33 protein-coding genes and 1 riboswitch are annotated in these 25,649 nt (G+C 70.2%); of the genes, 17 read left to right on the top strand and 16 right to left on the bottom strand.

The window, feature by feature from the left end:
• Nucleotides 1–30: 30 nt before the first annotated feature.
• The 6 genes from DO944_RS11655 to DO944_RS11630 form a co-directional block, all read right to left on the bottom strand.
• Nucleotides 31–840 (bottom strand): ABC transporter ATP-binding protein, encoded by an 810-nt coding sequence (locus DO944_RS11655; RefSeq protein ID WP_112617311.1) that lies wholly within the window; start codon nt 838–840, stop codon nt 31–33.
• The gene (locus DO944_RS11650) at nt 837–1,619 is read right to left on the bottom strand and encodes an ABC transporter ATP-binding protein (protein ID WP_112617310.1); all 783 of its coding nucleotides are present in this window, start codon (nt 1,617–1,619) and stop codon (nt 837–839) included. The genes DO944_RS11655 and DO944_RS11650 overlap by 4 nt, the downstream gene beginning before the upstream one ends.
• Complete coding sequence (locus DO944_RS11645; protein WP_112617309.1) at nt 1,616–2,497, bottom strand: ABC transporter permease; 882 nt, start codon at nt 2,495–2,497, stop codon at nt 1,616–1,618. The genes DO944_RS11650 and DO944_RS11645 overlap by 4 nt, the downstream gene beginning before the upstream one ends.
• Nucleotides 2,494–3,444: an ABC transporter permease gene (locus tag DO944_RS11640; protein WP_112617308.1), complete on the bottom strand. Its 951-nt coding sequence runs from the start codon at nt 3,442–3,444 to the stop codon at nt 2,494–2,496. The genes DO944_RS11645 and DO944_RS11640 overlap by 4 nt, the downstream gene beginning before the upstream one ends.
• The gene (locus DO944_RS11635) at nt 3,441–4,952 is read right to left on the bottom strand and encodes an ABC transporter substrate-binding protein (protein ID WP_112617307.1); all 1,512 of its coding nucleotides are present in this window, start codon (nt 4,950–4,952) and stop codon (nt 3,441–3,443) included. Before DO944_RS11635 ends, DO944_RS11640 begins: the two co-directional genes overlap by 4 nt.
• Nucleotides 4,953–5,132: 180 nt before the next feature.
• On the bottom strand, nt 5,133–6,080 hold the full coding sequence (locus tag DO944_RS11630; protein WP_112617306.1) for an alpha/beta fold hydrolase: 948 nt from the start codon (nt 6,078–6,080) through the stop codon (nt 5,133–5,135).
• 53 nt (nt 6,081–6,133) lie between these two features.
• On the opposite strand from DO944_RS11630, the gene DO944_RS11625 reads away from it, so the two are divergent.
• The 3 genes from DO944_RS11625 to DO944_RS11615 all read left to right on the top strand — a co-directional run bounded on the left by DO944_RS11625 (nt 6,134) and on the right by DO944_RS11615 (nt 7,861).
• A complete protein-coding gene (locus DO944_RS11625; RefSeq protein WP_112617305.1) occupies nt 6,134–6,610 on the top strand; it encodes a carboxymuconolactone decarboxylase family protein in 477 nt (158 codons plus the stop codon).
• Nucleotides 6,607–7,329: a tyrosine-protein phosphatase gene (locus DO944_RS11620; RefSeq protein WP_112617304.1), complete on the top strand. Its 723-nt coding sequence runs from the start codon at nt 6,607–6,609 to the stop codon at nt 7,327–7,329. The genes DO944_RS11625 and DO944_RS11620 overlap by 4 nt, the downstream gene beginning before the upstream one ends.
• Nucleotides 7,330–7,399: 70 nt before the next feature.
• Nucleotides 7,400–7,861, top strand: coding sequence for an SIP domain-containing protein (locus tag DO944_RS11615; RefSeq protein ID WP_112617303.1), 462 nt, complete (start codon nt 7,400–7,402; stop codon nt 7,859–7,861).
• A 6-nt stretch (nt 7,862–7,867) separates the two neighbouring features.
• Here DO944_RS11615 and DO944_RS11610 read toward each other — a convergent pair whose 3' ends face one another.
• From DO944_RS11610 to DO944_RS11595, 4 genes are all read right to left on the bottom strand, one after another.
• Nucleotides 7,868–8,317: a Fe-S oxidoreductase gene (locus tag DO944_RS11610; RefSeq protein ID WP_112617578.1), complete on the bottom strand. Its 450-nt coding sequence runs from the start codon at nt 8,315–8,317 to the stop codon at nt 7,868–7,870.
• A gap of 11 nt (nt 8,318–8,328) precedes the next feature.
• Nucleotides 8,329–9,168: an arginase family protein gene (locus DO944_RS11605; protein WP_112617302.1), complete on the bottom strand. Its 840-nt coding sequence runs from the start codon at nt 9,166–9,168 to the stop codon at nt 8,329–8,331.
• Nucleotides 9,169–9,252: 84 nt separating this feature from the next.
• Nucleotides 9,253–9,987: a PspA/IM30 family protein gene (locus tag DO944_RS11600; protein ID WP_112617301.1), complete on the bottom strand. Its 735-nt coding sequence runs from the start codon at nt 9,985–9,987 to the stop codon at nt 9,253–9,255.
• A 41-nt stretch (nt 9,988–10,028) separates the two neighbouring features.
• Nucleotides 10,029–12,056 (bottom strand): TPM domain-containing protein, encoded by a 2,028-nt coding sequence (locus DO944_RS11595; RefSeq protein WP_112617300.1) that lies wholly within the window; start codon nt 12,054–12,056, stop codon nt 10,029–10,031.
• A 181-nt stretch (nt 12,057–12,237) separates the two neighbouring features.
• On the opposite strand from DO944_RS11595, the gene DO944_RS11590 reads away from it, so the two are divergent.
• The 5 genes from DO944_RS11590 (at nt 12,238) to DO944_RS11570 (ending at nt 15,567) form a co-directional block, all read left to right on the top strand.
• Nucleotides 12,238–13,071: a DUF3097 domain-containing protein gene (locus DO944_RS11590; RefSeq protein ID WP_112617299.1), complete on the top strand. Its 834-nt coding sequence runs from the start codon at nt 12,238–12,240 to the stop codon at nt 13,069–13,071.
• Nucleotides 13,072–13,120: 49 nt separating this feature from the next.
• Entirely contained in the window at nt 13,121–13,870 is a 750-nt protein-coding gene (trmB, locus tag DO944_RS11585; RefSeq protein ID WP_112617298.1) for a tRNA (guanosine(46)-N7)-methyltransferase TrmB, read from the top strand.
• A gap of 15 nt (nt 13,871–13,885) precedes the next feature.
• Nucleotides 13,886–14,743, top strand: a complete 858-nt coding sequence (locus DO944_RS11580) for a CPBP family intramembrane glutamic endopeptidase (protein ID WP_258524693.1) — start codon at nt 13,886–13,888, stop codon at nt 14,741–14,743.
• A 19-nt stretch (nt 14,744–14,762) separates the two neighbouring features.
• Nucleotides 14,763–14,827: riboswitch (guanidine-III (ykkC-III) riboswitch) on the top strand.
• A 10-nt stretch (nt 14,828–14,837) separates the two neighbouring features.
• Nucleotides 14,838–15,152 carry a multidrug efflux SMR transporter gene (locus tag DO944_RS11575; RefSeq protein WP_112617297.1) on the top strand — a complete coding sequence of 105 codons (315 nt, stop codon included), beginning with the start codon at nt 14,838–14,840 and terminating at the stop codon, nt 15,150–15,152.
• Between the two features lies 1 nt (nt 15,153).
• Nucleotides 15,154–15,567, top strand: coding sequence for a multidrug efflux SMR transporter (locus DO944_RS11570; RefSeq protein WP_112617296.1), 414 nt, complete (start codon nt 15,154–15,156; stop codon nt 15,565–15,567).
• Here DO944_RS11570 and DO944_RS11565 read toward each other — a convergent pair.
• Nucleotides 15,499–15,678 carry a hypothetical protein gene (locus DO944_RS11565; protein WP_112617295.1) on the bottom strand — a complete coding sequence of 60 codons (180 nt, stop codon included), beginning with the start codon at nt 15,676–15,678 and terminating at the stop codon, nt 15,499–15,501. The two genes, DO944_RS11570 and DO944_RS11565, sit on opposite strands and share 69 nt — an antisense overlap.
• Nucleotides 15,679–15,837: 159 nt before the next feature.
• Here DO944_RS11565 and DO944_RS11560 point away from each other — a divergent pair, with 159 nt between their 5' ends.
• Nucleotides 15,838–16,029 carry a hypothetical protein gene (locus tag DO944_RS11560; protein WP_064955634.1) on the top strand — a complete coding sequence of 64 codons (192 nt, stop codon included), beginning with the start codon at nt 15,838–15,840 and terminating at the stop codon, nt 16,027–16,029.
• A 113-nt stretch (nt 16,030–16,142) separates the two neighbouring features.
• On the top strand, nt 16,143–16,625 hold the full coding sequence (locus tag DO944_RS11555; protein ID WP_023955273.1) for a pyridoxamine 5'-phosphate oxidase family protein: 483 nt from the start codon (nt 16,143–16,145) through the stop codon (nt 16,623–16,625).
• 75 nt (nt 16,626–16,700) lie between these two features.
• Here the strand turns inward: DO944_RS11555 and DO944_RS11550 are convergent, their stop codons facing one another.
• Nucleotides 16,701–17,537, bottom strand: coding sequence for an alpha/beta fold hydrolase (locus DO944_RS11550; protein WP_112617294.1), 837 nt, complete (start codon nt 17,535–17,537; stop codon nt 16,701–16,703).
• A 117-nt stretch (nt 17,538–17,654) separates the two neighbouring features.
• Here DO944_RS11550 and DO944_RS11545 point away from each other — a divergent pair, with 117 nt between their 5' ends.
• Entirely contained in the window at nt 17,655–18,455 is an 801-nt protein-coding gene (locus DO944_RS11545) for an Fpg/Nei family DNA glycosylase (protein WP_112617293.1), read from the top strand.
• A 4-nt stretch (nt 18,456–18,459) separates the two neighbouring features.
• Here DO944_RS11545 and DO944_RS11540 read toward each other — a convergent pair whose 3' ends face one another.
• Nucleotides 18,460–18,972, bottom strand: coding sequence for a MarR family winged helix-turn-helix transcriptional regulator (locus DO944_RS11540; RefSeq protein WP_112617292.1), 513 nt, complete (start codon nt 18,970–18,972; stop codon nt 18,460–18,462).
• Nucleotides 18,973–19,091: 119 nt separating this feature from the next.
• Here DO944_RS11540 and DO944_RS11535 point away from each other — a divergent pair, with 119 nt between their 5' ends.
• Genes DO944_RS11535 through DO944_RS11525 form a run of 3 tightly spaced genes read left to right on the top strand, consistent with a single transcriptional unit; the run spans nt 19,092 to nt 20,080 of the window.
• A complete protein-coding gene (locus DO944_RS11535; protein ID WP_112617291.1) occupies nt 19,092–19,478 on the top strand; it encodes a hypothetical protein in 387 nt (128 codons plus the stop codon).
• Nucleotides 19,475–19,825 (top strand): peptide ABC transporter permease, encoded by a 351-nt coding sequence (locus DO944_RS11530; protein WP_112617290.1) that lies wholly within the window; start codon nt 19,475–19,477, stop codon nt 19,823–19,825. The genes DO944_RS11535 and DO944_RS11530 overlap by 4 nt, the downstream gene beginning before the upstream one ends.
• 42 nt (nt 19,826–19,867) lie before the next feature.
• The gene (locus DO944_RS11525; protein ID WP_112617289.1) at nt 19,868–20,080 is read left to right on the top strand and encodes a hypothetical protein; all 213 of its coding nucleotides are present in this window, start codon (nt 19,868–19,870) and stop codon (nt 20,078–20,080) included.
• Nucleotides 20,081–20,167: 87 nt separating this feature from the next.
• Here the strand turns inward: DO944_RS11525 and DO944_RS11520 are convergent, their stop codons facing one another.
• Both DO944_RS11520 and DO944_RS15565 read right to left on the bottom strand, forming a co-directional pair.
• Nucleotides 20,168–20,680, bottom strand: a complete 513-nt coding sequence (locus tag DO944_RS11520) for a hypothetical protein (protein WP_112617288.1) — start codon at nt 20,678–20,680, stop codon at nt 20,168–20,170.
• A 70-nt stretch (nt 20,681–20,750) separates the two neighbouring features.
• Nucleotides 20,751–20,939, bottom strand: a complete 189-nt coding sequence (locus DO944_RS15565) for a hypothetical protein (RefSeq protein WP_146752037.1) — start codon at nt 20,937–20,939, stop codon at nt 20,751–20,753.
• A 105-nt stretch (nt 20,940–21,044) separates the two neighbouring features.
• On the opposite strand from DO944_RS15565, the gene DO944_RS11515 reads away from it, so the two are divergent.
• Nucleotides 21,045–22,199 carry a hypothetical protein gene (locus DO944_RS11515; RefSeq protein ID WP_112617576.1) on the top strand — a complete coding sequence of 385 codons (1,155 nt, stop codon included), beginning with the start codon at nt 21,045–21,047 and terminating at the stop codon, nt 22,197–22,199.
• 18 nt (nt 22,200–22,217) lie between these two features.
• Here the strand turns inward: DO944_RS11515 and DO944_RS15680 are convergent, their stop codons facing one another.
• On the bottom strand, nt 22,218–22,820 hold the full coding sequence (locus DO944_RS15680) for a TetR/AcrR family transcriptional regulator (protein ID WP_162815464.1): 603 nt from the start codon (nt 22,818–22,820) through the stop codon (nt 22,218–22,220).
• Between the two features lie 244 nt (nt 22,821–23,064).
• On the opposite strand from DO944_RS15680, the gene DO944_RS11505 reads away from it, so the two are divergent.
• Together DO944_RS11505 and DO944_RS11500 are read left to right on the top strand one after the other, a co-directional pair.
• Nucleotides 23,065–24,492: a hemolysin family protein gene (locus DO944_RS11505; RefSeq protein WP_112617287.1), complete on the top strand. Its 1,428-nt coding sequence runs from the start codon at nt 23,065–23,067 to the stop codon at nt 24,490–24,492.
• Nucleotides 24,489–25,517, top strand: coding sequence for a CNNM domain-containing protein (locus DO944_RS11500; protein ID WP_112617286.1), 1,029 nt, complete (start codon nt 24,489–24,491; stop codon nt 25,515–25,517). The genes DO944_RS11505 and DO944_RS11500 overlap by 4 nt, the downstream gene beginning before the upstream one ends.
• Nucleotides 25,518–25,649 lie beyond the last annotated feature (132 nt).

Here is a 25,649-nt window from a genome sequence, read left to right as displayed (position 1 = left end):
GTCACCGACACCGGGTGAGGAAGGGGACGTTCAGTCCTGCGCGCGATGCGGGTCGATCACGGGCACCGAGGCGAGGAGGCGACGCGTGTAGGCCGCCTGCGGCTGGAGCAGCACCTTCTCGGTGGGGCCCTCCTCGACGATGCGTCCCTCGGTCATCACGATGACCTCGTCGCAGAGGTTCTGGACGACGCCGATGTCATGCGAGACCAGCAGCAGCGTCATCCCCTGTTCCGCACGCAGACGGCGCAAGACCTCGAGGATCTGCGCCCGCACCGTCACGTCGAGCGCCGACAGCGGCTCGTCGCCGACGAGGATCGCCGGGCGGTGCGCGATCGCGCGGGCGAGCGCGATGCGCTGGCGCTGACCCCCCGAGAACTCGTGCGGGTAGCGCTCCGCCGCGTCGGCATCCAATCCGACGTCCGACAGCACCTCGTGGACGCGCGCGCGGCGGTCGCCGGGAATGTCGAGCGCCCACAGGGGCTCAGCGATGATGCGGCCGACGCTCATGCGGGGATCGAGCGAGGCGTAAGGGTCCTGGAAGACGATGCCGGTGCGTCGGCGGAGCCAGTGCAGGCTGCGAGCCGACGCGCGGGCGTCCACGGGACGCCCGTCGATCGTCACCGTTCCCGTCGAGGGCGTGTCGAGCCCCAGGAGGAGCCGCACGAGCGTCGACTTGCCCGACCCCGATTCGCCGATGATCCCCAGCGCCGAGCCCGAGCGGGCATCGACGTCCACGTCGTCGAGCGCGACGGTCTCGCGTCGTGGCGCACCCGCACCGCCGGCGCGCACCCGATAGCGCTTGCTCAGGCCGCGCGCCGAGATGAGCACCTCGCCGGTCATACGTCTCCCTCCGGCCGCCACACCGTGGCCGTCGCGTCGCGCAGCAGGCCACGGGTGACCTCCGACTGCGGAGCGGTGAGCAGATCGGCGACCGTGCCGGCCTCGACGACGCGACCATGCTCGAGCACGACCGCCTCCGACGCGACCTGTGACAGCACGGCGAGGTCGTGGGTGATGAACAGCAGCGACATCCCGTCGTTCTCGACCAACTCTCCCAGGAGCGAGAGGATCTCGGCCTGGATCGTCACGTCGAGCGCGGTCGTCGGCTCGTCGGCGATGAGCAGGCGCGGCCGAGCGGCCAGGGCCATGGCGATCGCCACCCGCTGGCGCTGGCCGCCCGAGAGCTGATGCGGGTAGCGGCGCAGCGCGCCCTCGGGCAGCCGCACCCGATCAGCGTCGGCCTGAGCTCGTGCGAGAGCCTCACGCCGGCCGGCGCGGCCGTGGATGCGCAGGGGCTCCGCGACCTGCCGGCCCACCGTCCGCAGCGGGTTCAGCGCGGTCTGAGGCTCCTGGAAGACGATGCCGATCTGGTCGCCGCGGAGAGCGGCCAGCTCGCGGTCCGGCAGGCCGATCAACTCCCGCCCGTTCCACCGGATGCTGCCCTCGACCTCGGCGCCGTCGGGAAGCAGCCCGAGCACAGCCAGGGCGGTCAGCGACTTGCCCGACCCCGATTCCCCGATGAGCCCGACCCGCGCGCCGTCGGCGACGCCGAACGACACGTCGTCGACTACGCGGCGGCCGTCGAGCACGATAGACAGGCCCTCGACCTCGAGACTCATGCGACCACCGCCGGCGTGTGCGATGCGGCGGGGGAGCGGCGTCGGGCGAGCGTCGGGTCGGTCGCCTCACGCAGACCGTCGCCGAGAAGATTGAGTCCCAGCACGGTGATCGTGATCGCGAGCCCCGGCCACACGACGCTCAGCGGATGCGCCGTCAGGTACGTCTGCAGCTCGCTCAGCAGCAGCCCCCACGAGGGCTGCGTGGGGGGAGCGCCGAAACCGAGGTAGCTCAGGCCCGCCTCGGCGAGGACCGCGACCGCCATGCCCCACGACAGCTGCACGATGAAGACGGGCGCGACGTTGGGGAGCAGGTGGCGCAGGGCGATCTGCGACGGTGTGAGGCCGTTGGCGCGCGCCGCGAGCACGAAGTCGCTGTGCAGCGTGCGGCGCAGCTCTGGCCGGGTGACGCGCGCGATGTTGACGCCGAAGCCGATGCCGACGGAGATGACGACGACCCACAGCGAGCCGCCCCACACCGCCGAGATCATCATCGCGATCAGCAGCACGGGAAAGGCGATCAGGATGTCGACGAGCACTGCGACGATCTCGCGGGTCCAGCGGCGGGTGAGCGCGCCGAGGCAGGCGAGTGCGATGCCGATCAGCGTGGCGACGACGCCCGCGCCTGCGGCGACGAGGACCGTCGTGCGCGCCCCCGCGATCAGCAGTGAGAGGATGTCGCGACCCGACGCGTCGGTGCCGAGCAGATGCGGCCAGCTCGGCGGGCTCCACCGCGCCGGGATGTCCACCCGCTGGGGGTCGAACGGGGTCCAGACGAGCGAGACCGCGGCCACGACCCCGATGGTGACGACCACGATGAGCCCGAAACGGCCGGCAGGAAGCGACCACAGTCGCCGCAGCCACGGCATCCGGTCGTTCATGAGGCCTCCCGCTGTCTCGGATCCAGACCGCGATGCACGAGGTCGACGATGAAACCGACGACGAGAACGACCGCCGTGAGCGCGAGGAGCTCGCCCTGGACCTTCGGCAGATCGCGCAGGCCGACATCCGAGACCAGCATCCGGCCGATACCCGGCAGGGTGAACAGCTGCTCGATCACGACCGCTCCCACGACGATGCCCGCGACCTGCAGGCCCAGGACGCTGATGATCGACAGGCCGACCGTCGGCAGGCCGTGGCGAAGCAGCGCGGCACGGCGCGTGAGTCCCTTGGCAGCTGCGGTGCGGACGAAATCCTGCCCCATCGCCGAGAGCGTGGCGCTGCGGACGAACCGCATCAGCATCGCGCCCTCGACGACGCCGATGGTGACCGCGGGAAGGATCAGTGCGGCGAAGGCCCGCGCCGGGTCGCCCCACCCGCCGCGCGGGAAGCCCTGCGCGGGCAGCCAGCCAAGCCAGATCGCGAACACGACGACCAGCATCATGCCCGCCCAGACCACGGGTACGGCGGCGATCGCCTGCGCGCCGAACGAGAGCGCCGTGCCGTCGGCGCGGCCGCGACGGATGGCTGCCATCACACCGAACGGGAGTGCGATGATCAGCGCCACCACCATCGACATCAGCCCGAGGGGGACGGTGACCTGAGCCTTGGCGGCGAGCTCCGCCGCGACGGGCGAGCCCGTCACCAGCGACGTGCCGAGGTCGCCGCGCAGCAGCCCCGACATCCACTCGAGATACTGCTCCGGCAACGGCACGTCGAGGCCGAGGCGCTCACGCAGCGCCGCGACCTGCTCCGGCGTGGAGTTGGTTCCGGCGATCTGCTGCGCGACATCGCCGGGCAGAACCCGCAACGTCACGAAGATCAGCACGCTGGCGACGACCAGACCCAGCAACAGCAGGGCCAGTCGCGTCAGCGCGTAACGGATCACCCGTCGCTCTTGGCGATCTCGGCGAGGTTGATGCGGGCGTTCACGTTGTCGATGGGCATGCCCGAGACGTTCGTGGCGACCGCGACCACCGAAGCCCAGTTGTAGAGCCAATCGGCGGCGTGGTCCTCGGACACGATCCGCGCAGCCTTCTTCAAGAGGTCATCGGCAGACTGCTCGTCCGTTGCGAGCAGCGACTGCGCGTAGAGATCCTGCACCTCGGCGTTGTCGTAGGTGAAGTAATAGTCTGGGTTCGCCCAGTTCTCGAAGTCGCGCGGCTCGGCGTGGTTGACGACGCTGAGCTCGTAGTCCTTATTCGTGTACACGTCGCTGAGCCAGGTGCCGAAGTCGACGGGGTTGACCCTGAGGTCGATCCCGACGTCGTTGAAGTTGGAGACCAGGATCTGGGGGACCGTCGTCCCGTAATCCGACGGGATCGTCAGAGTCAGCGACAGGTCGGAAACTCCCGCGTCGCTGAGCAGGGCGCGAGCCGCTTCGGGGTCGTATGACACGACGTCGGACAGATCTTCATAGCCGGGGTCGAGCTCGGGAATCGGACCGAACAACGTCTGGCCCGCGCCAACCGCCTCGACGATGGCATCGTGGTCGATCGCCGAGCGGATCGCCTCACGAACGCGCACGTCGGCCAGGGGACCGGTCGTGCTGTTCATCGCGAGCACGCTCTTGCCCGTTGAGACGCCCGTGTCGACGACGAAATCACCGTTGGCTTCGACCTGCTCGGCGAGGTTCGCGTCGAATCCAGTGAGAACGTCGACCTCGCCGGTTAGGGCGGCGTTGATGGCGGCCTGGGTGTCGGGGATGAAAACGAACGAGACCTCGGCGACCTTGGCTGCGTCACCCCAATAGGCGTCGTTGCGTTCGAGGGTCAGGCTCGCGCCCTGGCGCCAATCGCCCAACCGATAGGGCCCCGTTCCGTTGGCCTTCGTGCTGTAGTCGACCGTGTCGCCCTCTTTCATGATCAGGCCCGCGCGGCCTGTCAGATTCCACAGCAACGACGAGTCAGGCTGGTTGAGGATGAGGGTGATGGTCTGGCCGTCGGCGGTGATGGATGCGACATTCGCGAGGCGTTCCGAGTCGGCGAACTCGGCCGTGTCACGGTGCGTCGTCAGCGACCACACGACATCCTGCGGGGTAAGCGGCTGCCCATCATGGAAGACGATCCCCTCGCGGAGGGTGAACGTGTACGTCAGCCCGTCCGCGGATACCTCGTGAGATGACGCGAGCCCGTCGACGACCTCACCATCGATCGTGCGGGCGACAAGCCCCTGATACACGTTGTCGATCAGGATCTGCTCGAGCGAGATGCCCGCGGTCTGCCGGATGTCGAGGTTCGAGGGCTCGAGCACGAGGCGGATGTTGACGCTGGCGTCGGGATCGGGGACGCCCATGGTGGCGGACGGACCGGGCTCGGTCGACCCGGTGCAGCCGGCGAGGAGGAGCGTGCTTGCGGCCAGCAGCGCGGTGGCGGTCACGGTGGTGCGGCGGAGCATGTGGAGGAGGGTTCCTTTCGCAAGGGCGGTGGCATCGTTGCTGTCCGATGCGCGTCCGCGAACTCAGTGCGGCATACAGCCTAGGGTCCGCCACGACCGCGAGACGCATTCACCGACGTCCAGCGTCGCACGGCGACTCCCTATTTCATCGAGAGCGGGCCGTGCGCAGGCTCAGCGGAGTCAGGCGGTGGCGGCGTCGCGGATGATGCGGGCGAGCTCGGTCGGGAGCTCCTCCTGCACGTTGTGGCCCGATTCCACCGTGACGATGCGCGCTGCGGGAAGGCGCTCGCCGAACCGATCGACGTCGGCGTCGGTCAGATAGCCCCGTGTGCCGCGTACGAGCGTGATGGGCGCCGCCACGGCGGCGAAGTCATCCCAGCCGGATGCCGCGAGGGCGGGCGCCAGCGCATCCTGCCGCTCGGATGCCGCGGCCGCGGCGCCGGGGTCGGCGGCGAGTCCGTTGGCGATGCGTGCGAAGTGGTGCTTCCACTCCACGCGGCCGTCGTCGCGCACGCGCGAGTTGAGGAAGACGCCGCGCTCGGCCGCGGTGCGGTCTCCGCCGAGGCCGAACGACAGTGCACGCTCGACCATCTCCGCGCGGGAGGCCCAGCTCGTCGGTCCGGCGAAGAACCGCCGGATCTGCGACGCCGCTCCGGCGGGGTCGAGCCCGGGCGCGATGTCGACGATCACGAGGGCACGCACGAGCTCGGGGTGCGTAGCAGCGAGCGCCGCGGCCGTGAGGCCGCCGAGCGACTGCCCGACCACGACCTGCGGCGTCGTCGTCCACTGCGCGAGCGCCGGAGCGATGTCGACCGCGAGCGTCCGTCCCGTGTAGTCGGCGTCGTCGCGCCACGCGGAGTCACCGTGTCCCGGCAGGTCGATCGCCAGCGCCGGCCGCCCGAGCGCGAGGACGGTGCGATCCCACGTATGGGCGTTGAGGCCGGCCCCGTGGAGAAGGGTGACCTCGGGCTCGCCGTCGCCGAGTCGGAGCGCGCTGACCGGTCGCCCGTCAGGGGCGAAGGTGAACAGCCGCTCGGCCGCGGGTGTCGGAACGCCGGCCTCGGCGGCCTGGACGGGCAGGAACGAGAACTCGTCGAACGTGTCGTCGTGCACGGTGATCCTTCGCATCGGGGAGGGACCATTCTCGCGCGACGGGGGAGTGCGGTGGATAGGGTTGACGCATGAATCCGGAGCGGCGCATCCATCTCGCCAAGGCGGCTCGTCCGGCCTACGACGCGCTCGACGCGTTCGCCCGCACGGTCGGGACCATCGCGCAGGATGCCGGCATCGACGAGCGTCTGAAAGAGCTCGCGCTCGTCCACAGCTCGCAGCTCAACGGCTGCGCGTACTGCGTGCGCGTGCATGTGGGGCGGGCGGTGGCCGCCGGCGTGACGGCCGACGAGATCGCCCAGCTCGCCACGTGGCGCGAGTCGGGGGTCTTCGACGACCGCGAGCGTACGGCTCTCGAGCTCGCCGAGGCGTATGTGCACATCGCCGACGAGGGCGTCTCGGACGAGCTGTACGACCGTGTGGGCGGGGTCTTCTCCGAGGCGGAGTACGTCGCGCTGAGCTGGCTATTCATCTCGATCAACGCGTTCAATCGCCTGACGATCGCGGGCCGGTACCCCGTGCCGCCGCTCCCGCGTCCCGCCGGATGAGCGGCGCGGCATCGCTGTCGGTGCCGGGAGCCTTGAACTTCCGCGACACCGGCGGGCTGCGGGCGGGAAGCACCTCGACCCGGTCGGGCGTGCTCTACCGTTCGGGCAACCTCTTCCGCGTCGACGACGCCGGGCGCCGCGCTCTCGGCGAGCTCGGGCTGCGTCGCATCATCGACCTGCGCGACGACGACGAGGTGCGCTCCGAGCCCACGGCCCTCGGAGATCTCTCCATCGAGACCCAGCGGGTGCCGCTGTTCCTGGGGTCGGTCGCCTCGCTGTTCCGCGCCGATATGTCGCTCGAGTCGATGTATCGCTCGCTCGTCGACGACTCGGCTCCGCGAGTGCTCGAGGTCGTCCGCGGGGTCATCGCCGATCAGCCGGTGCTCGTGCACTGCACGATCGGCAAGGACCGCACCGGAGTGACGATCGCGATGATCCTCGCGGCAGCGGGAGTGGACGAGGATGCCGTCGTCGACGACTACGCCCGCACGGAGACGTTGCTGCCGGCCGAGCGTAACGCGCCCATCCTCGCGTATCTCCGCGCGCACCATCCCGACGCCCCGCAGCTGGTCGACCTGGCCACGCGGTCGCCCGCGCCGGTGATGCGCGCGCTCCTGGCCGACCTGCGCGAGCGTTTCGGTTCCCCGGCCGACTACCTGCGGTCGCAGGGACTCGCCGACGACGAGCTCGCCGAGCTGCGCCGCATCATCCTGATGTGAGACTTTGGGGGCCATCCGGTTCGGCTACGTAGGTAAGGCATGCCTACACCGCGGGTATAGTGGAGTCATCATGACCGAGCTCCACAGCGCCGCCGCCTGCCGCGCCTCGAAGCACGTCCGGGTGCAGCACCTGGTGACGGCCGACGAGCACTCGCTCACCGAGCTCGAGGCGCTCCTCGCCACCCTGCCGCTGTGCTCGACCGGCCGGGTCTTCATCGAGGTGCCCGACGCCGCCTGGATCGGCACCGTGTCGGCGCCGGCCCGCATGGTCGTGACCTGGCTCGACCGTTCACGCCGAACCGGTGCTCCGGGTTCCGGCCGGGGCTGCGGGTCGGGCGAGGCGCTCTCTCGCGCCGTCACCGCGTGGGCCGACGAGATGCTGTGCACAGATGCCGCGAAGGCGACGCGCGTGCACCTGCTGGGCGGGTTCCTCGGAACGGCCGACATCGTCGATCACCTCACCGCGCGCTGCGGAATGACCGCCGCGTCGATCCACACGCCCGAGCGCTTCGGGCTCGCGACCGCCCGCTGAGGTCCGTCAGCGGCTCTCGGCGCGCCGTGGGATGTAGTTGCCGTCGGCCAGTCCCGCGTCTATCTCGAATCGGTTGCGCAGGGGATCGCGGCCCGCGATCAGGTAGAGCAACGGCATGAGCAGTCCGTATCGCCGCCACTGCCGAGCGTGCACGGCCTCGTGCGTGAGGATCCGCTCGCTCGGTTCACGGTCGCCGGTGAGGAAGCACGACCCGACGCAGACGCCCCCGCGGCCGAACGTCCATTCCGGCATCCCGCGGAAGACCCACAGCCCCTGACGTCGTTCGACGCGGCCGGTCGACCACAGCGTGCCCCAGACGAAGCCGAAGGCGGTGCCCGCCCGGGCGCCGAACTCGCTGATGGGGGAGTCCAGCAGCATCCGGGGGATGAGCCGGTCCACCGCCGCGCCTCGCGCGACCGCCGCGTCGGCTCGCTGCCGCCATCCGCCGGGCGGCATCCGGACGCCGCTCACGCCAGCGCTCCGACGACCCGGAGCACGGAGCCCATGTCGTCCACGACGGCCTCCGGGTGCGGCGGAGCGAACCCGGACACGGACGCCCCGGCGAGCGAGAACCGCCCGCGCAGGATGCCGATCGCGTTGGTGAGGGTCGGGATGTCGAGCCCGAACGGGACGGCCGCGCTCACGCCCGTGATCGCCGCGGGGTCGAGGACGTCGAGATCGACGTGGACGTAGACCGAGCCGGCGCCGGTGGCAGCGACCGCGTCGGCCAGACGGGCGGGATCGGCCAGGTCGTCAACGCCGAGATGCGTCAGACCCGCGATCTTCACCGCATCGGTCTCTGCATCGTCGAACTCGCGGGCGCCCGCAAGGACGATGCGATCGGCGGGCACCGCGGCATCCGTTGACAACGGGGTCGTCTCGAACACCGCGCGCAGGGCCATCCCCGCGAACGCACCCGAGGCGGACGATTCGGGGGTATGCAGGTCGGCGTGCGCGTCGAACCAGACGACGGCCATGTCCGGATGCAGCGCGGCCGCGTGCGTGATCGCCGGCACGGCCACTCCGCAGTCGCCGCCGACGACCAGCACGTGACCGCTCGGGCTCGCGCCGTCCGCGGCGCCGTCGGCGTCGGTGAGCGCGGCCGTGACCAGGTCTCGAGTGCGCTGGAGCGAGCTGAACCGCCGGATGCCGCTGCCGAGCGCCTCGCCGGCCTCGACGGGCACATCGACCCGGACGGTCGCGCTGCGCGGGAGGTCGCCCGCGATCGCGTCAGCACCGTCGATCAGCGTCATCGACCGGGTCGAGGGCGAGCCCTGCCATTGCGGGACCACGATGAATCGGGTCATTCCTTCGTCCTTCGTCGGGCGTTCTCAGCGGGTCGAGCGTCGACGCCCGGGTGGCAGCGCCGGCCCGGGCGTCGACATCGGCATTCAGCGCTCGATGGCGCCGGCGGCTCCGCCCGTCTTCAGCGCGGCGAGTCGCGCCTCCACCTCGGTGAGCTGGCCCACGTCCTCGAGGCTCTCGAACTGCGCGTCCAGGCTCGAGGCGGCGAGCTCCTGCTTGCCGGCGGCGAGAGCCTCCTGGCGGCGGACCTTGTCCTCGAAGCGTCCGAGCTCGCTCGTCGGGTCGAGCACGTCGATCGACTTGACGGCGTCGTGGACGCGGTTCTGCGCCTCGGCCGTCTTGGCGCGCGCGAGCAGCTCGGAGCGCTTCGCGCGGAGCTGGTCGAGCTTGACCTTCATGCCGTTGAGGCCGTCCTTGAGCTTCTCGACGACCTCGGTCTGGGTCGCGATCGTCGGCGCGATGGTCCGGGCCTCGTTCTCCTCGCTGATCTGACGCTGCAGCGCGACCTTCGCGAGGTTGTCGAACTTGTCGGCGTCGGCGGTGTTGCCCACCGCGCGCAGCTCGTCGGCCTTCCGGCTCGCGGCGAGGGCCTTGTTGCCCCACTCGGCCGCGGCCTGGACGTCTTCCTGGTGGTCGCGTTCGAGAAGGCGCAGGTTGCCGATCGTCTCGGCGATCGCCGACTCCGCGTCGGCGATCGAGTTGGTGTAGTCCCGCACGAGCTGGTCGAGCATCTTCTGCGGGTCCTCGGCCTGGTCGAGGAGGGCGTTGATGTTCGCCTTCACGAGCGTCGAGATGCGACCGAAGATGGACTGCTTTGCCATCGGGGTTCCTTTCGTGGGTGGTCGGGAAGAGGGAGAAGTCGTCAGAAGCGGCCGCCGCCGCGCCGAGAGCGGCCGCCGCCGCCGAACCCGCCGCCGCCGCTGCGACCGCGTGAACCGCCGCCGAACCCGCCGCGCGAGCCGCTGAAGCCGCCGCCGAAGCCGCTGCCGCCGAAGCCCGACGAGCGGCGTCCGGACGACCCGCCCCCGAGGAGCGAGTTCAGCACCATGCCGCCGATCATGGCACCCATCATGCCGTTCGAGTTCGAGCCGGGGGAGCCGGTTGCGAAGCCGCCGACATCGGTGCGTGCCGCGTCGATCGCGAGTCCGCTCAGCTGCGTCGCACGCGTCGCGTCGGCCAGCGCGCGCTCGGGGTCGATCTGCGCGGTCGCCTCCGCCCGGTCGAGCGACGCGCGAGCTTCGGCGACTCGCGTGCGGGCCGTCGCACCGACGGCTCCGCGTCGCGTGCCGATGTAATCCTCGGCGGCCGATACCTGCGCCCGGGCCTGCTGCAGCTGCTGTTCGAGCGTCTGTCGCGCGCGGGCGGCTCGCTGCGCGGCATCCCGGGCGCCGGCCAGCGCGGCGTCGATCGCCGAGTTCGCGCCCAGCAGCGTGGACAGCGCGGCCTGCGGGCGACGGTGCTCGCCGGTCAGCTGGGAGCGCGCGGCGTCGATGTGCTGCCGGGTGGCGGAGGCGACCGCGGCGAGCGTGCCGTCGGGGTCGGGTACGCCGACCGCTGCCGCAACGTCCTGTTCGAGGTCCGTGATGAGCGCCGCAGCGTCGCGCTCGGCGGTGGCGAGATCCGCGGCGACCTTCTCGACCGCGGCCTCCAGCTGAGCGGCCTGCGCGACGGCTCCTTCGGCGGCACGCAATGACACGGCCGCCGCAGCGCCGTCGCCCGCGGCGATCGCACGCTGCGCCGTCGCGAGCTGCTCGTCGGCGTAGTCGAGGCGGCTGCGCACCTGCTCGGGGTTGTCGCCGATGGTCGCGAGTTCCTCGGGGGCGTACTCCGATCGAAGCCGCTCGAGAGAGGCGACCGCCCCGTCGAGCCCGGTTCCGGCGGCGCCGCGTTCCTGCTGGATGCGAACGAGCGCTTCGGGTGCGTTCTGCTCGAGGTCGCGCAGACGGTCGAACTCCTCGGCGCGCGCGTCGAGCTCGGAGTCGGCGTGCGCGCACAGCTCGAGGATGCGGGTGTGGATCGCGCGGACGTCCGCCTCGGTGTCGGGCTGATCGTCGTCGAGGCGCTGCTGCAGCGTGAACGCCTCGTCGAGGTCCCGGCGTGCCTGCGCCAGGGTCTCGGCGAAAGCGGCTGCCGCCTCGTCGCCGAACTGCGCCGTCGCGAAGCCGAGCTCCTGCTCGCTCGTCCGGATGGCGTCGTCGGCTGCCACGAGCGCGCTGGCGGAGCGCCGGGCGAGCTCCTCGATCGGCTCGGCGGCCGCGCCACGGGCGGAGCCGGTGCCGGCGCCCGCCCGACGACGGCGCACCAGGACGACGATGACGGCGATCACGGCACCGACCGCGAGGATTCCGAGGACGATCGTCAGGCCCGAGATGCCCGAGCCGCCCGTCGCGCCGCCGGATCCGCCGCCGGATCCACCGACCGCCGCCGCGAGTCCGCCGGCGGCGGCGAACGCGGCGCCGCCCCAGTCCTCCGACCGCAGTTCCGGAAGGATGTCGCGCGTCTCGATGTCGCCGAGCGTCTCGCCGTCGACGGGGCCGTTGGTGTCGCCCGACAGGTAGAAGTTGCGCTGCTCGGTCGCGATCGCCAGCACGTACTGGTTCACGCCGAGGCCGCCGCGTTCGGCGACCGCGTTGGCCCAGCCCTCGGTATCGGACGGGCTGGTGAACGCGTCGACGTAAACGACCCACAGGTCGATGCCCGCCTCCGAGCTCAGCGCGGTGAGCCTCTCGTCCACGGCACGCTCTTCGCCCGATGTCAGTGCATCGGCCTGATCGACGACGCGTCCCGAGCCGAGGTCGACCGGGTCGGTCGCCCAGGCCGCGGCGGAGCCGCCCGCGACGAACATCAGGCTCGCCAGGATCGAGAGCGTCACCGCTCGGAGCACGCGCATCCGTTCCCCTTCCGAGGTCGGAGGACCGGCCTCGTCTCCACTCTATTGAGGGCGTCGTGCCTGAGCCTATGCCGGGACTGTGAATCAGCGGCCAGCGGAATCGCGGCGCGGATACCCGGCGACGGGAACGGCCGCGGTTACGCTGACCCGCGGCCCGACGGGGCGCGAGGCGGGAGGAACCATGGACGACAGATACGGCACCGATGTGCTCGCAGCCGGATGGCGCGATGCCGGACGCAAGGTGGTGCCGGAGGTGCCCGCCGATCCCGATCTCGTCGTCGAGGTGGCGGCCGACGGCTACTGCGGAGCGGTCGTGGCAGTCCGCGGCGGGAACGTGGAACTCGAGGACCGCCTCGGCAAGGTGCGTCTGTTCCCGCTCGGGGGCGGCTTCCTCGTCGACGGCGAGCCCGTCAAGCTCGTCGCTCCGAAGGCCGCACAGCCCGCGGGTCGGCTGCGTACCGCTTCGGGGTCGTTCGTCGCGCCGCAGCAACGGGCGCGCGTGGCACGCGCGTCGCGCATCCTGGTCGAAGGACGACACGACGCCGAACTCGTCGAGAAGGTCTGGGGCGCCGACCTCCGCGTCGAGGGCGTCGTGGTCGAGTACCTGCAGGGGATCGACCTGCTGGAGGACCTCCTCCGAGACGAGCCGCCCTCTCCCGAGCGTCGCTACGGGGTGCTCGTGGACCATCTGGTCGCGGGCTCGAAGGAGAGCCGCATCGCGGAGCAGATCCTGCGTGGTCCGCACGGTGCCCACCTCAGGATCGTCGGGCACCCCCACATCGACGTCTGGCAGTGCGTGCGCCCCGAGGCCGTCGGCATCCGCGCGTGGCCGCAGGTGCCGCGCGGCATCGAGTGGAAGACCGGCGTCTGCCGGGCGCTCGGCTGGCCCGCCGAGGACCAGGCCGACATCGCGCATGCCTGGCAGCGCATTCTCGGATCGGTTCGGACGTACCGCGATCTGGATCCTGCGCTGCTGGGCCGGGTCGAGGAGCTCATCGATTTCGTCACGGCCTGACGCCCCAGGTCCGCTCGGCGCACCTCCCGTCGCTCGATACCCTGGACTCATGCCGCAGACCGACGCGCCCGACACCGGTGACGAACCCCGCTACCGCGAGCGGCCCGTGTCGTTCGCCCGCCGCAGCGGGCGGATGAGCGACGGACAGGAGCGCGCCTGGAACCAGCTCGGCGACTTCTACAACGTCCCCGTCGAACGGGATCAGGCTGTGCTGAGCGTCCGGCCGGGCTCGGAGGTCGACCCCGCCGCGCTGTTCGGTCGCAGCGCGCCGCTCGTGGTCGAGATCGGCTCGGGCCAGGGGCACGCGATCGTCGCGGCTGCGCAGGCCGCGCCGGAGACGGACTTCCTGGCAGTCGAGGTGTTCCGGGCGGGGCTCGCCCGCACCATGCTCGACGCCGATCGTGCGGGCGTCCGGAACCTCCGCCTCGTCGAGGCGAACGCGCCCGAGGTGCTCGAACACCTGCTGCCCGCGGCATCCGTCGACGAGCTCTGGATCTTCTTCTCCGACCCGTGGCACAAGACGCGTCACACGAAGCGGCGCCTCATCTCGCCCGACTTCACGCCGCTGGCGGCGCGGGCGCTCAAGCCCGGCGGCGTGCTCCGACTCGCGACCGACTGGGAGGACTACGCGCGCCAGATGCGCGAGGTGATGGGGGATGCCGCGGGCTTCGTCCCGGACTTCGAGGACGACTGGGCGCCGCGCTTCGAGGGTCGCGTGATGACGGCGTTCGAGCGGAAGGGCATCGCCAAGGGGCGCGACATCCGCGATCTCGCCTATCGCCGCACCGACGCGGTCTGACGGAGGACGGACGCCGTGAAGACGCACCCGGGACTGGCTGCCCGCCCCGTCGTCTCGGCGAGCACCGTGCCCGCCCTTCTGGTCTGTCTGGCGGCGCCAGCGTTCTTCGTGGTGCTGCAGCCCTGGCTCGGGTGGACGCTGCTGATCCTGGGGCTCATCTCGGCTCTCGGCGTCGACCGCTGGCGGGTGGGTGAGGAGACGCGGCCCTCGCTGGCGCGCGATCTCTCCCTGATCGCCCTCGGTCTCGTCGTCGTGAGCCTCATCGACCTGAAGGCCGAGCTCGACAACCTCGCGATGCTGCGCTTCACCCTCGCGCTGGGCGGGGCGGTGCTGCTGCCGTACCTCGTCTCGCGCTTCGTGTATCGCGATCACGCCATTCGCTTCCCCTGGCGCGGCGGAGGGCGCTGGACCACCTTCCAGTGGGTCTGGCTCGCCGCGGTCCTCGTGCTCGGCTGGCTGATCCTGCCCTTCTACTTCATCACCTCGGGCGTCTACACGAACTGGCCCGTCGTCGACACCCCCGACCTCATCGCGCGCCTCTTCGTCGGCGTCGGCGCCGTGGGCATCTGGGACGAGCTGTTCTTCATCTGCACCTGCTTCGCGCTGCTGCGGCGGCACTTCGCCGATGTCTCGGCCAACGTCCTGCAGATGATCGTGTTCGTCTCATTCCTCTGGGAGCTCGGGTACCGCGCCTGGGGACCCGTGCTGACCATCCCGTTCGCGCTCCTGCAGGGCTACATCTTCCTGCGTACGCGGTCGCTCACCTACGTCGTGACGGTGCACCTTCTCTTCGACGCGGTCGTCTTCGGCGTGCTCGTCCACGCGCACAATCCGGGTCTCCTCGACGCGCTGTTCCTCGTCCCGGCGCCCTGACCCGCGGCTACGCTGGGTCGCGGGGCCCGACGCGGGGCCCGCGGACGAGGGAGCAGTACCCGCAACGGACAAGACTGACTCGGACAGGTCTGTCATGGCATGGGTGATCCTGATCGCAGCCGGCGTCCTCGAGGCGGTATGGGCTGCCGCGCTCGCGGCATCCGAGGGATTCCGCCGCAAACGGCCCGCGTCGCTCTTCGTCGTCGCGCTCGCCGCGAGCATGGCAGGCCTCGCATACGCGATGACCGAGCTGCCGACCGGCACCGCCTACGCCGTCTGGGTCGGCGTCGGAGCGACGCTCACTGTCGTGTGGGCGATGGTCACCCGTCGCGAGCGCGCGTCGACCGCGCGCATCGTCCTGCTTCTGCTCCTGGTCGCCTGCGTCGTCGGCCTCAAGGTGGTGAGCTGACATGACGCGTGCATGGACGATCCTGCTCGCCAGCGCGGTCTGCGAGGCTGTCTGGGCGACGGCCCTGGGCGAATCGGACGGGCTACGCCACCCCGTGCCGAGTGTCGTGTTCGCCATCGGTCTGCTGCTCAGCATGCTCGGGCTCGGACGCGCGATGAAGCACATTCCGATCGGTACGGCCTACGCGGTCTGGGTGGGGGTGGGTGCGGCGCTGACCGTAACCTGGTCGATCGCGACGGGCGCTGAGGCGTTCGCTCCGGGCAAGGTGGTCTTCATCGCCGGCATCGTGGTCGCTGTCATCGGCTTGAAGCTCGTTCCGGCCACGAGCAGGACTGCGGCGCGGGGGTCACAGCCGAGCGAGGAGCGCGGGACCGAAGACGAGAGCGGCGGCGATCGGCACGACGAGCGCGGCTAGGGCGATGATGCCGAGGATGGCGATGTTGCCCAGGATCGAGCCGAGCAGGGCGCGACCGCGGCCGGCGGCGAGGTGGATGCGGTCGAGGGGAGAGAGGGGAGCGGCGGTCACAGTTCGACGCTACGAAGCGGTGGCCCTGCGTCGCGTCGGTCGATCGGCTGAGAAGCATCCCCCTGCGGGATGATCCGTGCCTCACGTGTGTCAATACCCTCGGTCCGCGCCGGCTCGGTGCGTAGCGTCGCGGTCACGCAACGACGAGAGGACGAACACATGAGCGACCGAGAGCGTCCCGACATCCCCGGCGACGACATCGAGACCGGAACCGCCACAGGCGGGGCATCGGCCTTTCCGGGGGCTCCGAGCGCGGCCCCCGACGAGCCCGCACCGGAGGGCCATGGCGGAGATGCCGACACGACGACCGATGGCGACGGTCAGCCGCTCGACAACCCCTCGGGCGGTTGAGGGGTCGCGCGACTGTCGCGCATCGAGTCGGCTGTCAAGACGGCGACCGAGGGCTGGTCCCGGTGCGAGCCTGGACCCACGGATGACGACCACGCCAGATCGAAGGAGAAACGATGAGTGACAACGAAGACCCCCGCGCGATCCTGGCGGAGCTGCTGCCCGAGTTCCGGTTCGCCATGGTGACGACGGTCGACGAATCGGGGAAGCTCACAGCGCGCCCGCTGACGGTGCAGGAGGCCGAGTTCGACGGAGACCTCTGGTTCGTCGTCGACCGCGGATCGTCCGTCGCGACGCACGTGGCCTCGCGGCCCGCCGTCGGGGTCGCCCTCAGCAAGGACGACGCGTGGGTCTCGCTCGCCGGTGAGGCGACCATCGTCGACGACCGCGCTCGCCTCGAACACTACTGGTCGAGCACTCTCGAGGCCTGGTTCCCCGACGGCCCGGACGACCCTCGCATCACGCTGCTGCGGGTCGACGCGATCTCGGGGGAGTACTGGAGCAGCGCCGGCGGACGCATCGCGACCGCCATCGGCCTGATCAAGTCGAAGATCACCGGTGAGACCTACGAGGGCCGCAACGAGAAGCTGGACCTCTGAGCCTTCGGGCCTCTACGCCACGATGGGCCGTCGCCGCTGCTGCGGGACGGCCCATCGTCGTCGTGCGGAGCAGTCCTACTTCGCGAGGAAGGCGAGCAGGGCGTCGTTGAACTCGCGGGCGTGGCTCACGTTGAGGCCGTGAGGCGCATCTTCGATGAGCGCCAGCTCGCTGCCCGGAAGCTGCTCATGGGTTCGCTTGCCCGAGCCTTCGAAGGGGACGGTGCCGTCGCCGTCGCCGTGGATGATCAGCGCGGGCACGGTCACCGCGGCCAGATCGCGGCGGAAGTCGGTCGTCGCCCACGCCTCCATCGACTTCAGTGCCGCGTGGTGGTCGGCCTGGCGCGCGAGCGCGAGTGCCTCCTGGCGCTGCTCCTCCGTGACCTTGAGCTCGCCGTCGACGGAGAAGAAGCCGGTCGTGAAGCCGTCGTAGAAGGTCGCTTCATCCGCGCGGAGGCCGTTCTCCATCTCCTCGGCGGCCTCCTGCGTGAGCGGACCCTCGGGGTTGTCGGTCGTCTGCGCCAGGTACGGCGGCACCGCGGCGGCGAACACGACGCTCCGCAGCCGATCCTGACCGTGGTTCGCGATGTAGCGGGCGACCTCGCCGCCTCCCATCGAGAAGCCGACCAGCGTCACGTCGCGCAGGTCGAGAGTGTCGAGGACGGATGCGAGATCCTGAGCGAACGTGTTGTAGTCGTAGCCGGAGCGCGGCTTGTCGCTGCGACCGAAGCCGCGGCGGTCGTAGGCGACGACGCGGTACCCGGCGGCGGTGAGCGCGGGGATCTGCTCGGACCATGATTCGGCCGACAGCGGCCAACCGTGAATCAGCACGACCGGGCGACCCGATCCGCCGGTGTCGTCGACGTGCAGCTCGATGTCGTTGAAGAGGCCCTTGTGTGCGGTGATCTCAGTCATGACCACATCGTCATCGCATCCGAGGCGTTTTTCGAGCAGTTGACGGTTCCCGGAGCTGAGGCTAGGCGCCCGCGGCAGACTGGAGGAATGAGGTCCGCATGATGTCCGGGGGAGCCCGTGCCGGAAGGTGACAGCGTCTTCCGCATGGCAGCCCGGCTCCGGCCTCAGGTTGTGGGTCGGACGATCTCGTCCGGAGAGCTGCGCTCCGGCCCGGCGGCCGGGACATCTCTGGCCGGTTGGCGGATCGCGGGGCTCGAGACCCGGGGCAAACATCTGATCACCTGGCTCGATCCCGGTTTCGCACTCCACACGCATCTTCTGATGCAGGGGTCGTGGACGGTCACCCGTTCGGGGCGCGTCGTTCCCGTGCGCGTGCAGCCGGCCGTGCGTGTGCGAGCCGAGTTGGACGACGGCGCGACGCTGTGGGGCATCGACATGCCCGTCGTCGAACTGCTGCGCGCGAACGGCGTCGCGACGGCGCTCGGTCACCTGGGGCCGGACCCGCTGCGCGACGACTGGGATGCCGCCGAGGCCGTTCGGCGGCTCGGCGCCCGTCCGGATCGCACGTTCGTCGGCGCTCTGCTCGACCAGCGCAACATGGCGGGTCTGGGCAACCTCTGGGTGAACGAACTGGCCTTCCTCTCGGGCGTCCACCCGTTCGACCCCATCGCCGCCGCTGACATCGAGTCGCTCGTCGCACGTGCCGCGCGCGCTCTGCGCCTCTCGGCGACTGCGCCCGGCATGTATCAGGTGACCACCGGCGCCGCGCGCCGGGGGATCTCGCATTGGGTGGCCGGCCGCGCCGGCAAACCGTGCCTCAGGTGCGGGACCCGCATCCTCGTGCGGGCCGAGGTCGCGGGTGATCCGGAACGACGACGCACGTGGTGGTGCCCCGCCTGCCAGCCGCGTCGAAGCTGACGGATCAGCCGGTGGGCGCTGCTCCGCGCTGGCGCTGCAGACTCGGCGCCGGCTCGACGGAGTCGACCGCATCCTGCATCCGCGAGAGAAAGTCGATCACGGCCGCGGTCGCCTCGGGTGTGGTCTCGTCGGCCACCTGATGCATACGGTCGTGCATGGCCGACAGCGTGGAACGGACCTCGTCGTCTGCGCGTTCCGTCGGTTCGAGGTAGACGCTGCGCCGGTCGCTCGGATGCGGCACGCGACGGAGGTAGCCGGCGGACTCGAGGCGGTCGAGGAGGCTCGTCGTGCTGGCCGACGAGATGCCGAGGTATTTCGCGACGTCGCCCGGCTTCACGGGAACGTTGCGCGACTGCGCGCGCAGGAGCTGCCGGATGACCAGCAGCTCGTTCTCGCCCATCGACATCGACTCGCGCGTGCGGCGTCGCATCGCCGCCTCGGCTGCCTGGTAAAGGCGCAACGCTTCGAGCGCGCTGGTCGCGCGCTGACGCTCGTCGTTGTAGAAGAAGCCGCTCATTTGCACACCTCCGCGTTCGTGGCCGGTGAGTTTTACCTTACCAGATATCTAACTTGACGAGATACTTGTCCACCTAGTAGCGTTCCGAACAAGTCATCCAGCATCTGTGAGGAGCAACAATGGGCCAGCTGTTCTACGGCAACGCGACCGAGTCGATCGAGATCCCGGACCGCCTGCTCGCGCACCTCAAGGTGCTGACCGCGACGAAGCTCCGTCGCTCCGAGAGCTTCACGCTCACCTGGCGTCACGGCGCCGACATCGCCGCGGGACGTCAGACCATCTGGCTGCAGCCCGCGATCCCGCTTCGCTTCGTCTTCGGCGGGGCGGAGATGGAGAAGCTCGACTCGGCGCTCCTGACCGAGATGGCACGCGCGGCGACCTCGTCGACCGGCCTCGTCGTCGACTTCGCGGAGTTCGACGTCGCTCCGGCGACACCGATCGCCGCTGCTCCCGCCGCTGCCGAGACCATCGCGGCCACTCCGAGCGAGCTGGCGACCGCAGCATGAGCCTGCTCGAGCGCGCCCCCGAAGCGCCGCGCATCCTCACTGCGCGCACGATCACCTGGTCGACGGTCGCCCCCGGTTTCTACGTCGCCTCCACCGACGGCGAGTTCGTCGGATCCGTCGACACCTCTCCCGATGGGCACTTCATCGCGTTCGACGGTCAGGCCACTCCCATCGGCCGCTTCGCGACGCTGAAGGAAGCGCAGCACTCGCTTCTGACGACCGAGGCGCCGGGAAACCGGGCCCGGAAGTCCCGCGCACGTCGTCATCTGCGGATGACGGCCACCGCCTCGGGCGCTGTCGCCGGTGCACTCGCCCTGACCGCCGGAGCACTGGCTCCGTTCATCTGAGACCGGACGGCATCGGCCGTCGCCGAAGAGAAGGAGAACGCCATGAGCAACGATGACACCCGTCGTGACACCGACGAGAACGCGTACGAGGGACCCGACGTCGAGGTCTCCACGGCCGACACCGACGGCGACGGTACGCGCGAGCCGGGAGGTCTCGGCAAGGACGGCACCATCCCGAGCAACCCGGACGGCGTCGCGGCCGGACACACCGGAACCGCCTCGACTTTCGAACCGGAAGAAGACGAGAAGTCCTGACCCGATCGATGTGCCCGGAGACCTGCTCTCCGGGCATTTTCGCGTCAACCGGGGTGCTCTTGCCTGGACGACGCGACGTTCACAGAGTCACAAGCCGTCAGCAGGCTCCGTAGCCGTGGACCACTGATCGAAGTCATCCGCGTCCGGGGCGATTCGACCCCAGCTCGCATCGACGGTCATGTCGGCGTTCAGCAGGCACGCGTATTCGAGCGGCGCATCGACCGTGGGATCGGTGACGGGGACGACGACGTACCAGAGGCCATCCGGGCGGAGCGCGGATCGGGCACTACCGCTCTCGACCGTGGAACGATCGAGTTGCTCGGACGCCGGAGCGTTTCCGTCTCTGACCGCGACGAGGCACGCATCGAGCAGATCGGATGTCGACAGGGACGGTGCCGGCGAGGAGACCGGGGGCGTCGTCGAGTCCGGCTTCGCGGACGGTTCCGGCTGAGTCGTCGGTGACAGGGTCTCGCTCGGGGTCGGCGATGGCGAGGGTGCTGCCGCGCCGCCGATGCCCGGGGTGGCGCACCCCGCGGTGAGCAGCGCGAATGCGAGGATGGCTGGCACGCTGATGCGACGCCGAAGGACGATGCCGGTCATGGGTACTCCTCGTTCTCAGTTCTCGACGCTTGCGGGCACGCGGAAGCTGTCTCCCTCGTACTGCCAGATGTCAGGCCAGCGCGCGATCACGCCGTCGCGCTCCTCCGCGCGCGGCATGCTCGGCAGGCGTCTTCACGCTGTAGGTCAGGGCTCGGGCGGGCGTCGCAGAGGCGAGCACCAAAGAGCCAGCCGCGACGGATCCGAGCAGCACCGCCCGGCGGCTGAGCGCTCGCGGGGTCTCGTTCTCGTCCGTCGACACGAGAAGAACCTAACAGGAGGCTGAGATCCTGCCGAGGTTCGGTCTCCCCCCTCCCGCCGCTGGGACGTTTCTCCGCGGCTCGCGCCCCGCCGATAGGGTCGGATGGTGCTCCGCCTGATCTTCTTCGCAGCTGTCGGCGCGCTCCTCGGTGGCGCGGTGGTCGAGTACGTCGGACCGCCGGATGCCGGCTGGGCGATCATCAGCATCGCGCTTCCGGTCGCGATCATCAGCGGGACGTTCATCCTCATCGGCCGATCGATGGCCGGGGGAGTGGCGGTATCGAAGGACGATCTCCGTCGCGCTCTCGACTCGCGGCGGCTCGGCCTCGCCCGCGTCGATGCGATCCGGCAGACCGGTACCCAGATCAACGATCAGCCGTTGTGCGAGATCGACCTGACCGTGCGGCCGATCCAGGGGGAGGCGTACGCGACCACTCTGCGCACCGTCGTCGCCCTGACGGAGCTTCCCGCGTTCCAGCCCGGAGTTCAGCGCCAGGTCGCCATCCTTCTCGACGGCGGACCCGAGGTCGCCTTCGTCGACGGTGAGCTCTCACCGTCTGAGGTCCGCAACCTCACGGTCCCCGATCGGTCGTCGGTTGGGTTCGTCCCCATCGCGAGCCACACCCGCATCTCCGGCGGGCGCCGCAAGGGGCCGCTGATCGGCGTGGGCAGACGCGGCCGGCCGCTGCGCCTGCTCGTGTTCACGGCTGTCGCCGTCGCGGTGGCCGTCGCTGTCGTCGCGCCCTATCGGGAGGCCGTGGCACAGACCGTCGAGGCGGTGCTCGACGGCAGGGCGCACGTCGACATGCGTCAGCCCGGGCCGCTCGCCCAGGCCCAGGCCGCCCTCGAACGCGAGATCGGCCACGACCGCGTGAGCTCGATCTACGTCACCCCGGAATTCGTCATCGTCGAGGCTCCCGTCACCGCCGGCACCACGCATACCGACAGGTGGATGTACCGCGGCGGTCAGGTGGAGCATTCCGGCGCCGTGTCGATTCAACCGAAGTCGGCCACGGAAGCGTTCTCATGGGAAGACGTCGATCTTGCAGGCATTCTTCCGGCCATGGAAGAGGCTGCGTCCCAGAGCGGGCTCCCCGTCGATGACGCGGGGGCGACGGTCATGCGCACGTGGGGTGGCGCCGAAGCGGTGTCATCCGGAGAGAAGTCGGGGCCCATCGAGATCAACTTCTCACTCGAGGACGACTACGAGACCGCGTCGTTCCGGATGTCGGCTGACGGCAGCGGGCTCACCCGCGACTGACCCCCAGGCCGGCGCGACTCACGGGCGGGCGAGGTCGTCCGACCCGAGCCGAGTGAGCGCGGAACGAACGCTGCTCTCGGCGAGAGCGTCGTCGGGCGGGGCGTACGGCGGCAAGAACATGCGTGTGATGAGGGGGCCCATCAGCATGTCGTAGACCTGATCGGCATCCACGTCCGGGGGCTCGGTCTCTCGTCGCGCGAAGGCGGCATCGATCACCTGCTTCACGCGGGCGCGGCGCGGGCGGATGAACTCCGCGTCGAGCAGCGCCGAGAGATCTTCGTCCGCCCTTGCGACCCCCACAAGGTCGACCACGCTGTTTCGAGCGACCGGATCGGAGAGCACAGCGATCCCCTCCCGCTGGACCGCCCGAAGGTCGCCGGCAAGCGAGCCGGTATCGGGCAGCGGCCCCGGTTCGAATCGGCGAGACAAGACGGCGACGGCGAGGTGGGCCGTGCTTCGAAACCGCCGATAGAAGGTGGGGCGCGTCGACCCGGCCCGGCTCACGAGGCCGTCGACCGTGAGAGCGCAGAAGCCCTCCTCGGCGAGGACCCGCTCGCCTTCCCGGAGAAGTTCCTCGGTGATGTCCTCGACGCGCGGGCGACCGACCCTTTTCCCGGACATGCCCGTCACTGTAGCTGCGGCCTCTTCGCGCATGCCCGCGACGCTTCGTGGTGCGGATCGTTCGGCGCGGGTTCCGGTGCCCCGTGCCGCGCAGGCCTCGGCCCGGTCTCGCCGACGGCCCGCTATCCTGTGAGTGCCCACCCGTGCCCTATCGAGAAAGAACACCCGTGAGCAATCGCCATTCCTCCACCGACCAGGAGGGTCGATCTTCGTACCCCCTCGCTGAGAGAGGGGGTGAATCCGAATGATCGAAGCAGTCCTGACGCTGCTGTTGGGAATCCTGCTGACACTGGCGATCATCGCCGCCTGCGGCTTCTTCGTCGCGCAGGAGTTCGCGTACATGTCCGTCGACCGGTCGCGCATGGCCGCCCGTGCCGAGAAGGGCGATGCCCAGGCGGCACGTGTGCTCGCGATCACCAAGCGCACGTCGTTCATGCTCTCGGGCGCGCAGCTCGGCATCACGGTCACCGGTCTGCTGATCGGTTACGTCGCGGAGCCCCTCATCGGCGAGTCCATCGGCACGCTGCTGGGCGGCGTCGGCATCGATCCGGCTGTCTCGGTGCTCATCGGAACGGTGGGCGCGCTGCTGCTGGCCACCATCGTGACGATGATCTTCGGCGAGCTGTATCCCAAGAACCTCGCCATCGCCAGCCCGGAGCCCCTGGCCCGCGCCCTCGCGGTTCCGACCCGCATCTACCTGTTGCTCTTCGGCTGGCTCATCACGGTGTTCGATGTCGCCGCGAACGCCCTGCTGCGGCTGCTGCGCATCGAGCCGCTCGAAGACGTCGACGAGAGCGCGACCGCGCGCGACCTCGAAGCGATCATCGAGGAGTCCCGCGCGAGCGGCGATCTGCCCGACGATCTGTCGATGATCATCGACCGCATCCTCGACTTCCCGCAGCGCGACGTCGAGCACGCGATGGTCCCGCGCTCGCGCATCGACTCGATCTCGCCCGACACGACCGTCGGAGAGGTGCGCGCGCTCATGGCGACCGGCCACACCCGCTATCCCGTCATCGGCGAGGAGGACGACCCGGTCGGTGTCGTCGAGCTCATCGACCTGCTCCGCGGCCGCCACGACGACGACGCGCCCGTCTCGACGATGATGCGCGAGGCGGTGGTGCTGCCGACGACGATGCAGCTGCCGGTCGCCCTCGACCGCATGCGGCAGACGCGCAACGAGCTCGCCTGCGTCGTCGACGAGTACGGCAACTTCGACGGCATCCTCACCATCGAGGATCTGACCGAGGAGGTCATCGGCGAGATCTCCGACGAACACGACCTCGAGGTCCACGAGATCGTGAACGTCGGCGAGGACCATTGGCGTCTGCCCGGCGACGTCCATCTCGACGAGGTCGAGCGCCTGATCGGCTTCGACCTGCCGCGCGACGACGCCGAGACTATCGCAGGTCTCATCATCAGCGAGCACGGTGACCTGCCGCCCGAGGGCGCGGTCGTGCGCATCGACCTGCCCGAGCGGGCGTCCGAGACGGTGCAGGGGCTGCGGATGCAGCGCTGGCTGGATGTCGAGGTCGCCGAGGTCGCCCGTCTCGTGCCCTCCGAGCTCGTCGTGCGTCTGCACGAGGTGGATCTGGATGCCGTTGAAGCCGGCCCCGAGGTCGGCGTCGATGCCGTCGTCGCGGCTGGCGCGACCGAGGAGGTCACCCGATGAGCTGGTGGGTCGTCACGATCATCACGATCGCGCTCATCCTGGCGAGCGCGTTCTTCGTCATCGTTGAGTTCGCGCTGCTCGCGGCTCGGCGCCACCGCCTGGAAGAGGAGGCCGACCGCAGCGCGTCGGCGCGTGCCGCTCTCCGCGGCGTCAACGAGCTGACCGTCATGCTCGCGTTCGCCCAGCTCGGCATCACGGCGTGCACGTTCCTGCTCGGTGCCATCACCAAGCCCGCGATCGACTACGCGCTCGCTCCGGTGTTCGAGCAGTGGGGACTTCCTTACGTGCTCGCCGACATCATCGCGTTCATGCTGGCGCTCATCGTGGTGACGTTCCTGCACCTCGTCATCGGCGAGATGGCGCCCAAGTCGTGGGCAATCGCCCACCCCGAGGTGGCCGCGAAGGCGACGGGCATCACCGCCCGTGCGCTGACCTGGCCGCTGCGTCCCTTCCTGCTGTGGATCAATCACATCGCCAACCGGCTCGTGAAGGCCTCGGGTGTCGAGCCCGTCGAGAAGGCTGCCGCAGGCGGTCAGGACGCCGACACCATCCGCGAGATCGTCGCGCACTCGCGCGCCGCGGGAACGCTCGAGGAGCAGTACTCCGAGCCGATCGCACGCGCCATCGCCCTCGGGTCGCTGACGGTCGGCGACATTGTCCGTACCGACCGAGTGCCCACCGCGGTGCCGGCGACGGCCAGTGCCGCCGATGTGCAGGCGGCCGCCGCATCCTCCGCGCACCTGCGCATCCTCGTGGGGGAGGGGCCTTCGAGCCGCGTCGCGCACGTTCGCGACACGCTCGCGGTGGCTCCCGAGACGCCGGCGCTCGAGATCGCCCGTGACGCGCTCGTGCTCGCGCCCGATGCGTCGGCTTACGACGCGCTCGCGCGTATGCGCCGCGGACACGTGCAGCTCGCGACAGTCGTCGACGGTGACCGGCTGCTCGGCGTCGTCACACTGGACGACCTGCTGCGCGAGGTGCTGCCTGGCGCCGCTGAGGCGGAGTTGGTGGCGCCCGCGAGTTGACCCGACGGCGCGAGCTCGTTCAGTTGGCAGGTCCCGCCCCATCCCGCTCGATGTGGCGGCGGGAACTGCCAGGTGAGCGCCCATCGTGCCGAGACTCCCGCTAAGCTACTGGTAGTAACTTAGCGGGAGGCG

This window comes from Microbacterium sp. SMR1 (assembly GCF_003289625.1).
In the GTDB taxonomy this organism is placed as follows: domain Bacteria; phylum Actinomycetota; class Actinomycetes; order Actinomycetales; family Microbacteriaceae; genus Microbacterium; species Microbacterium plantarum.
This window is presented reverse-complemented; position numbering and strand designations above follow the sequence as displayed.

What these genes read in the sequence shown, in the direction of transcription:
- DO944_RS11635 (WP_112617307.1), bottom strand. Translation starts at nt 4,952, where the DNA reads ATGCTCCGCCGCACCACCGTGACCGCCACCGCGCTGCTGGCCGCAAGC.
- DO944_RS11625 (WP_112617305.1), top strand. Translation starts at nt 6,134, where the DNA reads ATGAATCCGGAGCGGCGCATCCATCTCGCCAAGGCGGCTCGTCCGGCC.
- DO944_RS11505 (WP_112617287.1), top strand. Translation starts at nt 23,065, where the DNA reads ATGATCGAAGCAGTCCTGACGCTGCTGTTGGGAATCCTGCTGACACTG.
- DO944_RS11645 (WP_112617309.1), bottom strand. Translation starts at nt 2,497, where the DNA reads ATGAACGACCGGATGCCGTGGCTGCGGCGACTGTGGTCGCTTCCTGCC.
- DO944_RS11530 (WP_112617290.1), top strand. Translation starts at nt 19,475, where the DNA reads ATGAGCCTGCTCGAGCGCGCCCCCGAAGCGCCGCGCATCCTCACTGCG.
- DO944_RS15680 (WP_162815464.1), bottom strand. Translation starts at nt 22,820, where the DNA reads ATGTCCGGGAAAAGGGTCGGTCGCCCGCGCGTCGAGGACATCACCGAG.
- DO944_RS11540 (WP_112617292.1), bottom strand. Translation starts at nt 18,972, where the DNA reads ATGAGCGGCTTCTTCTACAACGACGAGCGTCAGCGCGCGACCAGCGCG.
- trmB (WP_112617298.1), top strand. Translation starts at nt 13,121, where the DNA reads ATGCCGCAGACCGACGCGCCCGACACCGGTGACGAACCCCGCTACCGC.
- DO944_RS11630 (WP_112617306.1), bottom strand. Translation starts at nt 6,080, where the DNA reads ATGCGAAGGATCACCGTGCACGACGACACGTTCGACGAGTTCTCGTTC.
- DO944_RS11550 (WP_112617294.1), bottom strand. Translation starts at nt 17,537, where the DNA reads ATGACTGAGATCACCGCACACAAGGGCCTCTTCAACGACATCGAGCTG.
- DO944_RS11570 (WP_112617296.1), top strand. Translation starts at nt 15,154, where the DNA reads ATGACGCGTGCATGGACGATCCTGCTCGCCAGCGCGGTCTGCGAGGCT.
- DO944_RS11655 (WP_112617311.1), bottom strand. Translation starts at nt 840, where the DNA reads ATGACCGGCGAGGTGCTCATCTCGGCGCGCGGCCTGAGCAAGCGCTAT.
- DO944_RS11650 (WP_112617310.1), bottom strand. Translation starts at nt 1,619, where the DNA reads ATGAGTCTCGAGGTCGAGGGCCTGTCTATCGTGCTCGACGGCCGCCGC.
- DO944_RS11590 (WP_112617299.1), top strand. Translation starts at nt 12,238, where the DNA reads ATGGACGACAGATACGGCACCGATGTGCTCGCAGCCGGATGGCGCGAT.
- DO944_RS11525 (WP_112617289.1), top strand. Translation starts at nt 19,868, where the DNA reads ATGAGCAACGATGACACCCGTCGTGACACCGACGAGAACGCGTACGAG.
- DO944_RS11600 (WP_112617301.1), bottom strand. Translation starts at nt 9,987, where the DNA reads ATGGCAAAGCAGTCCATCTTCGGTCGCATCTCGACGCTCGTGAAGGCG.
- DO944_RS11615 (WP_112617303.1), top strand. Translation starts at nt 7,400, where the DNA reads ATGACCGAGCTCCACAGCGCCGCCGCCTGCCGCGCCTCGAAGCACGTC.
- DO944_RS11620 (WP_112617304.1), top strand. Translation starts at nt 6,607, where the DNA reads ATGAGCGGCGCGGCATCGCTGTCGGTGCCGGGAGCCTTGAACTTCCGC.
- DO944_RS11605 (WP_112617302.1), bottom strand. Translation starts at nt 9,168, where the DNA reads ATGACCCGATTCATCGTGGTCCCGCAATGGCAGGGCTCGCCCTCGACC.
- DO944_RS11520 (WP_112617288.1), bottom strand. Translation starts at nt 20,680, where the DNA reads ATGACCGGCATCGTCCTTCGGCGTCGCATCAGCGTGCCAGCCATCCTC.
- DO944_RS11610 (WP_112617578.1), bottom strand. Translation starts at nt 8,317, where the DNA reads ATGCCGCCCGGCGGATGGCGGCAGCGAGCCGACGCGGCGGTCGCGCGA.
- DO944_RS11535 (WP_112617291.1), top strand. Translation starts at nt 19,092, where the DNA reads ATGGGCCAGCTGTTCTACGGCAACGCGACCGAGTCGATCGAGATCCCG.
- DO944_RS11500 (WP_112617286.1), top strand. Translation starts at nt 24,489, where the DNA reads ATGAGCTGGTGGGTCGTCACGATCATCACGATCGCGCTCATCCTGGCG.
- DO944_RS11560 (WP_064955634.1), top strand. Translation starts at nt 15,838, where the DNA reads ATGAGCGACCGAGAGCGTCCCGACATCCCCGGCGACGACATCGAGACC.
- DO944_RS11595 (WP_112617300.1), bottom strand. Translation starts at nt 12,056, where the DNA reads ATGCGCGTGCTCCGAGCGGTGACGCTCTCGATCCTGGCGAGCCTGATG.
- DO944_RS11575 (WP_112617297.1), top strand. Translation starts at nt 14,838, where the DNA reads ATGGCATGGGTGATCCTGATCGCAGCCGGCGTCCTCGAGGCGGTATGG.
- DO944_RS11555 (WP_023955273.1), top strand. Translation starts at nt 16,143, where the DNA reads ATGAGTGACAACGAAGACCCCCGCGCGATCCTGGCGGAGCTGCTGCCC.